Source organism: Streptomyces diastatochromogenes, assembly GCF_002242805.1.
In the GTDB taxonomy this organism is placed as follows: domain Bacteria; phylum Actinomycetota; class Actinomycetes; order Streptomycetales; family Streptomycetaceae; genus Streptomyces; species Streptomyces diastatochromogenes.
This window is the reverse complement of the sequence record NZ_MCGQ01000040.1, coordinates 1-8,194: the sequence shown is the minus strand read 5'-3', so window position 1 is coordinate 8,194 and position 8,194 is coordinate 1. Positions and strand designations below refer to the sequence as shown.

Annotated in this window: 9 protein-coding genes; 4 read left to right on the top strand and 5 right to left on the bottom strand. The window is 74.6% G+C overall.

Going from position 1 to position 8,194, the window contains the following annotated elements; translation table 11 throughout:
* Positions 1-700, top strand: a 700-nt coding sequence (locus BEK98_RS36720) for a hypothetical protein (protein WP_143684207.1), incomplete at its 5' end; no start/stop codon positions are given.
* Here BEK98_RS36720 and BEK98_RS36715 read toward each other — a convergent pair.
* Entirely contained in the window at positions 681-1,820 is a 1,140-nt protein-coding gene (locus tag BEK98_RS36715; RefSeq protein WP_094221093.1) for an MFS transporter, read from the bottom strand. The genes BEK98_RS36720 and BEK98_RS36715 overlap by 20 nt on opposite strands.
* Positions 1,821-2,002: 182 nt before the next feature.
* Between BEK98_RS36715 and BEK98_RS36710 the strand changes: the two genes are divergently transcribed.
* Positions 2,003-3,490 (top strand): AlkA N-terminal domain-containing protein, encoded by a 1,488-nt coding sequence (locus tag BEK98_RS36710; protein ID WP_094221092.1) that lies wholly within the window; start codon positions 2,003-2,005, stop codon positions 3,488-3,490.
* Positions 3,491-3,512: 22 nt separating this feature from the next.
* A complete protein-coding gene (locus BEK98_RS36705; protein WP_094221096.1) occupies positions 3,513-4,004 on the top strand; it encodes a methylated-DNA--[protein]-cysteine S-methyltransferase in 492 nt (163 codons plus the stop codon).
* Positions 4,005-4,039: 35 nt separating this feature from the next.
* Here the strand turns inward: BEK98_RS36705 and BEK98_RS36700 are convergent, their stop codons facing one another.
* From BEK98_RS36700 to BEK98_RS36685, 4 genes are all read right to left on the bottom strand, one after another.
* Entirely contained in the window at positions 4,040-4,786 is a 747-nt protein-coding gene (locus BEK98_RS36700; protein WP_094221091.1) for an SIR2 family NAD-dependent protein deacylase, read from the bottom strand.
* 94 nt (positions 4,787-4,880) lie between these two features.
* The gene (locus BEK98_RS36695) at positions 4,881-5,186 is read right to left on the bottom strand and encodes a hypothetical protein (protein WP_094221095.1); all 306 of its coding nucleotides are present in this window, start codon (positions 5,184-5,186) and stop codon (positions 4,881-4,883) included.
* Positions 5,187-5,252: 66 nt separating this feature from the next.
* Entirely contained in the window at positions 5,253-5,747 is a 495-nt protein-coding gene (locus BEK98_RS36690) for an NUDIX domain-containing protein (protein WP_094221090.1), read from the bottom strand.
* Positions 5,748-5,775: 28 nt separating this feature from the next.
* Positions 5,776-6,849 (bottom strand): ADP-ribosylglycohydrolase family protein, encoded by a 1,074-nt coding sequence (locus tag BEK98_RS36685; RefSeq protein WP_094221089.1) that lies wholly within the window; start codon positions 6,847-6,849, stop codon positions 5,776-5,778.
* A 149-nt stretch (positions 6,850-6,998) separates the two neighbouring features.
* On the opposite strand from BEK98_RS36685, the gene BEK98_RS36680 reads away from it, so the two are divergent.
* Positions 6,999-8,150, top strand: coding sequence for a glycerate kinase (locus tag BEK98_RS36680; RefSeq protein ID WP_244202128.1), 1,152 nt, complete (start codon positions 6,999-7,001; stop codon positions 8,148-8,150).
* The last annotated feature ends 44 nt before the right edge of the window (positions 8,151-8,194 follow it).

Below are 8,194 nucleotides of genomic sequence, written 5' to 3'. Positions count from 1 at the left end.
CGCCCCACAGGGGCCACCCGCACCCGACCACGAAAGCCGCACGGGTGGTGCGGGTGGGAACCCATACCCGGCCGAAGGCCGGGTGCCCCACAACGCACCCGCACCCGCACCCGACATGACACCCCCGGACACCCAGGCCACCATCCTCGGCAAGCGCCACCGCGTCACCTCGCCCCCGGCACCCCCCGGTGAGGACTCCGGCGAGATCCTGCTCCGGTTCGGCCCCGGGATCCCCGCCGACGAACAGCACGCGCTGCGAGCCCGGTGGCGCGAAGTCCCCGTACCCGCGGCGCAGCCCCCGCGTCGAAGACGCCGAGGCTGGCTCATCAGCACCGCGGTCGTGGCGACAGCCGCCGTCCTGCTCTGGCTGCTACTGCGCCCCACCCCCGCCCCCGCGGTCGTCGCCGTCCAGGTCCAGGCCCCCGCAGGGACCCTGCACTGCGGCCAGACGGCCGATCTGGTCGGTGTCGTCACCACCGACGGACAGGCAGGACCCGTCACCTACCGATGGCTGCGCGGGGACGGCCAGGACTCGGGCGAGCTGGTCCGCACCGCCCACAAGGGTGAGCGCCGGCTCCGGGTGCACCTGCGCTGGACGGTCCGCGGCCCCGGCCGTTTCCGCGGCACCGCCCGGCTGCGGATCGCGCACCAGCGGACCCCGATGGAGGCGAAGGCGGGCTTCACCTACGTCTGCCCCTGAACGCCACACCCGCGGCAACGGCGGGCCCCGCGGCCACAACCACCGCAAGCGCTCCGAAGCCGTACGCCAGGGTCGTGGCCGAGGCAACCACCGCGACCAGCAACGGCCCACCCGCATCACCCAGTTCACGGCCCAGCTCCGCCGCGCCCATGGTCTGGCCCAGCCGCTCGGCGGGCGTGCCCGAGGCGAGGGCCGCGAAGCCCAGCGGGGTGATCAGACCGGTGCCGGTGCCGATCAGGGCCGCGGCGAGGAGGATGCCGGTGAGGCCGGGCAGCATCGCCGCGGCCAGCCCCGCCGCCGCGAGCAGCAGACCGCAGACGAGACCGGTGCGCAGGCCGAGGCGTCCGGCGTCCAGCGCCCGCCCGGCGCGCGGCTGGACGACCGCACCACAGGCCGCCAGTACGGACACCGCCGCCCCCGTGGCCACCGTGCCCAGGCCCGCCGCCGCGCCCGACACCGGCAGGAAGCCCACCCCGGCCGACAGCGCGGCCGTCGCCCCGGCGAGCGCGGCCGTCGGCACCAGGAACACCGGGTCGGCCAGCCGCCGCCCGAGGTCCAGCAGGGTCTGCCGGCGCCGGGGGAGCGGCGGCACGCGCGGTACGGCGGCCAGCGCCCAGCCCGCCACCACCGCGGCCAGCACCGCCAGCACCGCGAACAGCAGCCGCAGCCCGCCGGCCCACACCAGCACTCCGCCGAGCAGCGGGCCGAGCGTGTAGCCGAGGGACTTGCAGAAGCCGTAGCTCCCGAACGCCCGCCCGTGCCGGGCCCCCGGGTTGAGCCGGGCGACCAGTGCCGAGGCGGCGGGGGAGAAGGCGGAGGCGGCGGCCCCCTGGCCCAGGCGGGCCGCCCACAGCCAGCCGGGACTGCCCGCGACGGAGTACAGCGCGGAGGCGGCGGCGAACGCGGCCAGCCCGCCGAGCAGCACCGGGCGCGCCCCCACCTGGTCGGCCAGCGTACCGAACACCGGTTTCAGCAGCACCTCCGCGCCGTCGTACAGCGCGAGCAGGCCGCCCAGCACCAGCAGCGAGGTGACCGCGTCCGCCGAGCGCGCCCCGAGGCTCGCGGCGACCCCGTGCGCGCCGAACGCGGTGGTGAAACCGGCGGCGTACAGCGGCCACATCCGGGCCCGGGACCCGCCTTCCGGGTGTGCGGAGGCGTCACCGGGTGCGGGAGTGACGGCTCCGTGGCCCATGGCGGCATCGTAGCCAGGGCCCGCGTGGCTCCCGGCGATCCCTGGTCACCGCCAGGTACATGTCGGATTCTCGCCAGCGGACGACCCGGACACTGGTCGATGCTGGACGCATGCAGACAGGGACGCACTTCGACCGGGAGCACTGCGTACGCGCCGTGCAGTCCAAGGACGCGCGATTCGACGGGTGGTTCTTCACGGCCGTCCTGACCACCCGCATCTACTGCCGGCCCAGCTGCCCGGTCGTCCCGCCCAAGGCGGAGAACATGACCTTCTACCCGAGCGCGGCCGCCTGCCAGCAGGCCGGCTTCCGGGCCTGCAAACGCTGCCGCCCCGACACCAGCCCCGGCTCCCCGGAGTGGAACCAGCGCGCCGACCTGGTGGCCCGGGCCATGCGGCTGATCGCCGACGGGGTCGTGGACCGCGAGGGCGTGCCCGGGCTGGCCGCCCGGCTCGGCTACAGCACCCGGCAGGTGGAGCGGCAACTCCTCGCCGAGCTGGGCGCCGGACCCCTCGCCCTCGCCCGAGCCCAGCGCGCCCAGACCGCCCGGCTGCTCGTCGAGACGACCCCGCTGCCCATGGCGGAGATCGCCTTCGCGGCCGGCTTCTCCTCCATCCGTACCTTCAACGACACCGTCCGCGAGGTCTTCGCCCTCTCCCCGAGCGAGCTGCGCGCCCGGGCGCCGAAGGGCCGGACCAGTGCCCCGGGCACCCCCGGGACGCTCGTGCTGCGGCTGCCGTTCCGCGCCCCGCTCAACCCCGACAACCTCTTCGGCCACCTGGCCGCCACGGCCGTACCGGGCGTGGAGGAGTGGCGGGACGGCGCCTACCGGCGCACGCTGCGGCTGCCGTATGGACACGGAATCGTCGCGCTCACCCCGAAACCCGACCACATCGCCTGCCGGCTCACCCTCAGCGACCTGCGGGATCTGACCGTGGCCACCAGCCGCTGCCGGCGCATGCTCGACCTGGACGCGGACCCGGTGGCGGTCGACGACCACCTGCGCACCGACCCGTTCCTCGCGCCCCTGGTCGACAAGGCGCCGGGCCGCCGGGTGCCGCGCACGGTCGACGAGGCCGAGTTCGCCGTCCGGGCCGTGCTCGGGCAGCAGGTCTCCACGGCCGCAGCGCGCACCCACGCGGCCCGTCTGGTCACCGCCCACGGCAAGCCCCTGGACGACCCCGAGGGCGGACTCACCCACCTGTTCCCGTCCCCCGAGGCGCTGGCCGCCGTGGACCCCGAGACCCTGGCGATGCCCCGCACCCGGCGCACCACGTTCACCACCCTCGTCGGTCAACTCGCCGACGGAACGATCCACTTGGGAGTGGATTCCGACTGGGCGGAGACCCGCGCCCGGCTCCTGGAGCTGCCCGGCTTCGGACCCTGGACGGTCGACGTCATCGCCATGCGCGCCCTCGGCGACCCCGACGCCTTCCTCGCCACCGACCTCGGAATCCGCCGCGCCGCAGGGGAGTTGGGCCTGCCCGCCACCCCGGCCGCGCTCACCGCCCGCGCCGAGGCCTGGCGGCCCTGGCGGGCCTACGCGGTCCAGTATCTGTGGGCCACGGACAGCCACCCGATCAACTTCCTGCCCGTATAAGGATCTCCGCGAGATGAGCGACATGAGCGAGACGAAACAGCACACCGTCATCGACAGCCCCTACGGCCCCCTCACCCTCGTCGCCGACGACGGCGTCCTGTGCGGCCTCTACATGACCGACCAGCGCCACCGCCCGCCGGAGGAGACCTTCGGCGCGCCCGACGACACCCCGTTCACCGAGGCCGTCGAGCAGCTGGCTGCCTACTTCGCGGGCGAGTTGACGGAGTTCACCCTCGAACTCCGGCTGCACGGCACCCCGTTCCAGCGCGGCGTCTGGGACCAGCTGACCCGCATCCCGTACGGCGAGACCCGCTCCTACGGCGAACTCGCCGAGGCCCTCGGCAACCCCAGGGCCTCCCGCGCGGTCGGCCTCGCCAACGGCAAGAACCCGATCGGCATCATCGTGCCCTGCCACCGCGTCATCGGCGCGGGCGGCGACCTCACCGGCTACGGCGGCGGCCTGGACCGCAAGCGCCGCCTGCTGGACTTCGAGCGCAAGACGGCCCTGTTCTAGGCGGGGGACGGCCCTGTTCCAGCGGCCCGGGCCGCTCAGCCGGACCGGTCCTGGTCCCCCTCGCCCAAGCGGCGCAGCAGCTTCGGCAGTGCCGTGCCGATCGGTTCCCGTACGACCTCGTCGGCGAGTTCGTCGTACGGCGTCGGCTCGGCGTTCACGATGATCAGGCGGGCGCCGTTGTCGGCGGCGACGCCGGCGAGTCCGGCGGCGGGCTGGACCTGCAGGCTGGTGCCGACCGCGATGAACACCTGGCAGGCCTTGGTGATGGCGAGGGCCTCGCCGAGGACGACCGGGTCGAGCCGCTGGCCGAACATCACGGTCGCCGACTTCAGGATCCCGCCGCACTCCAGGCACGGCGGATCCTCCTCACCGGCCTCGACCCGGGCCAGCGCGTCCTCCATCGGACCGCGGGCGTGACACTTCGTACAGACGACACTGCGTGCGGTGCCGTGCAGCTCCAGGACCTTGCGGGCGGGCAGCCCGGCCAGCTGGTGCAGTCCGTCCACGTTCTGCGTGATCACCCGCACCGGGACCCCGGACCTCTCCAGCTCCGCGATGGCCAGGTGCGCGGCGTTGGGCTCGGCGTGCAGCGTCCGGTTCTTGCGCCGCATCTGCCACGAGCGCCGCCGGATCTCCGGATCGTTCATGTAGTACTCGTAGGTGACCAGCTTCTCGGCCTCCGGGTCCCGCCGCCACAGCCCGTTGGGCCCGCGGTAGTCCGGAATACCGGAGTCGGTGGAGATGCCGGCCCCGCTGAGCACGGCGACGAGGGGCTTGCTCATGCGGTCGAGGGTAGGCCGGGCGGGGCGGGGGCCGCGAACGGATATCGGTCGGCCAGGGGAGCCGGTGCCGCTCGGGCGGGTCGCCCCGCATCCCTCAGGCCCACACGTTTCGGCCGACCCCGGCCCACCGCACCGCCGCCACGACCCCCAGGGCCAGCGCCGGCGTCACCCAGCCCCACCCCACGAATTGCCGTACCGACGGCAGCAGCCGCAGGAGCAGCACGGCGGCCGTGGCAGTGAGGGCCAGGACGCAGGACAGGACGATCCCGGCGTACGCCTCGTCGTCCCAGGGGCCCGAGGGGCGGATGGTCAGCGCGGTCCAGCAGAAGAACGCGGCGGTGAGGGTGAGCAGGGTCAGGGGTACGGCGAGGACCAGGCGTATGCCGCGGCGATGGTCCACGAGTCCCTCCCGTTCGAGCCGGGTCACCAGCTGGGTGATGCCCGGCCGGCTCAGCTGCTCCGTCCCCTAGGCCACCGGATGGCCGTTCTCCAGCTCCACCGTGCCCGCGCCCTGGGCCAGGACGTCCAGCGCGGCCAGGACGCGGCGGCCGAGGGCGTCGGGCAGATAGTCGGGGATCTCCTCGCGGGGCACCAGGCGCCAGGACAGCAGCTCCTCCTCCTGCAGCCGGATGGCCTTGAAGTCGGCCTCGGGCAGGACACCCCCGTCGTACAGGTACGCCACCAGCGGCGGCCGGCCCGGGCCGCACACCCAGTCCACCGCCAGGAGCCCGCCCAGCTCCCGGTCCAGGCCGATCTCCTCGAGCGTCTCGCGGCGCGCCCCCTGGCGGGGCGTCTCGCCGTCGTCCGATTCGATCGTGCCGCCAGGAAGGGCCCAGCCCTCACGGTAGTTGGGCTCGACGAGCAGCACGCGCCCCTTGTCGTCCCGGAAGAGCGCGCCGGCACCGGCGAGGACACGGGGGAGGCTCGCGATGTACGTGGCGAAGTCGTCTGTCGTGGTCACCCGGGAAGCGTAGCCAAGTGCCGGACGGCTACGGCGCCGGTGACACCAGGCGCAGGGTGCGCTCGGCCAGCGCACTGATCCGTACGCCGTCGAACCCGAACACCGCGCTCCGCACCGTGTCCTCCAGCGGGTCCTTCCACTGGGCCGGGATGGCCGCCGCGCCGGTGATCACCCCGGCCACCGAGCCGGCCGTGGCGCCGTTGGAGTCGGTGTCCAGGCCGCCGCGGACGGTGAGGGCGATGGTCCGGGTGAAGTCGCCGTCGCCGTAGAGCAGCCCGGCCGTGAGGACGGCCGCGTTCGGGACGGTGTGGATCCAGCCGAGGCCGGCCGTCTCCGCGGACACCGTGGCCAGCGTCTCCTCCCAGGGCAGACGGGTCTCGTGCAGGGACACGACCCGGCGCACGGTACGGGCGAGGCGGCTGCTCGCCGGGATCACGGCGAGCGCGGTGTCCAGCGCCTCCCGCACACCCGGCGCGGTGAAGGCCGCCGAGATCAGCGCGGCCGCGAACATCGCGCCGTAGACACCGTTGCCGGTGTGCGAGAGCACGGCGTCCCGGCGGGCCAGCGAGGCGGCGCGGGGCGGGTCGCCGGGGCAGGTCCAGCCGTAGACGTCGGCGCGGATCAGCGCACCGATCCACTCCTGGTACGGGTTGTCGTACGTCGCCGTCAGCGGCGGCTTCAGACCGTTCGCGAGGTTGCGGTACGCCGCCCGTTCCGCGGTGAAGGTCTGCAGGTACGGCAGCCTGAGCAGCCACAGGTCGCCGACCTGCTCGGTACTGAAGTCGAAGCCGTGGGTTTCCAGCAGGTCCACGCCGAGGATGGCGTAGTCGACGTCGTCGTCGCGGCAGCTGCCGTGGATACGGCCGCGCACGCACTGGCGCCACTCCGGGCGCAGTACGGCGCCGTCGGCCGCGTCGGCGGGCTCGGGCAGGTAGTCGGTGAGCGGCAGGGCGGCGGCCTGCCGCAGATAGCGGTCGATGCGCTCGCGGGTCCACACCTCGCCCTGCTCGACCGGTTTGCCGAGCATGTTGCCCGCGATCCGGCCCAGCCAGCCCCCGTGGATGCGGTCGGCGAGGTCCGCCGCGGTGCCCTGATTGCTCATGGCTGGGGTCTACCCGTTTTCCCCGCCGGCTCCCAGGGGCTGCTCAGGGTTCGGTCGGTGCATGACGGCGGGGGTGTCCTCCGGTTAAGGTCGCAGCGGCGCGACTGGCCCTGACGTGCGCAGGGCCCGGAGAGCAAGGGGAAAGCAAGGTGGCGGACGCTGCAGTGAACGAGACCCGCAGGGTGCTCATCGCCGCGGACAAGTTCAAGGGCTCGCTGACGGCCGTGCAGGTCGCCGAGCGGGTGACGGCCGGGCTGCGCCGGGTCGTGCCCGGCGTCGAGGTCGAGGCGCTGCCCGTGGCCGACGGCGGCGACGGCACCGTCGACGCGGCGGTCGCGGCCGGCTTCGAGCGGCGCGAGATCCGGGTGGCCGGGCCGCTGGGCCAGGAGGTCACGGCGGCGTTCGCGCTGCGCGGCGATACCGCGGTCGTGGAGATGGCCGAGGCGAGCGGGCTGCAGCGGCTGCCCGCCGGTGTCTTCGCGCCGCTGACCGCCTCCACGTACGGCTCCGGGGAGCTGCTGCGGGCCGCGCTGGACGCGGGCGCCCGGACGATCGTGTTCGGCGTCGGCGGGAGCGCCACGACGGACGGCGGTGCCGGGATGCTGTCGGCGCTGGGCGCCCGCTTCCTGGACGAGGACGGGGATCCGGTCCCGCCGGGCGGCGGCGGTCTCGCCGAACTGGCCCGCGCGGACCTGTCCGGCCTGGACCCGCGCCTGTCCTCCGTGGAGCTGGTGCTCGCCAGCGACGTCGACAATCCGCTGACCGGGCCGAAGGGCGCGCCCGCGGTGTACGGCCCGCAGAAGGGGGCCTCACCGGACGACGTGGCGACGCTGGACGCGGCGCTCGCCCACTTCGCCAAGGTCCTGGAGGCGGCCGTGGGGTCGCGTGCCGCCGAGCACGCGGCGGCGCCCGGCGCGGGTGCCGCCGGCGGTATCGGGTACGGCGCCCTGCTCCTGGGCGCCCGCTTCCGGCCCGGCATCGAGGTCATGCTGGACGTGCTGGGCTTCGCACCGGCGCTGGAGCGGGCTTCGCTGGTGATCACCGGTGAGGGTTCCCTCGACGAGCAGACCCTCCACGGCAAGGCACCCGCAGGGGTCGCCGCCGCCGCCCGGGCCGCGGGCAAGGAGGTCGTCGCGGTGTGCGGGCGGCTCGCCCTCCCGGAGGAGGCGTTGCTGCGGGCCGGTATCGGGCGGGCCTACCCCCTCACCTCGGTCGAGCCCGACGTCGCCAAGTGCATCGCGGACGCCGGCCCGATCCTGGAACGCGTCGCCGCGGCCATCGCCGAGGACTACCTGCGCTGACCCCCTGGGGGCTCCGCCCCCAGACCCCCGGCCTATGCCCACCC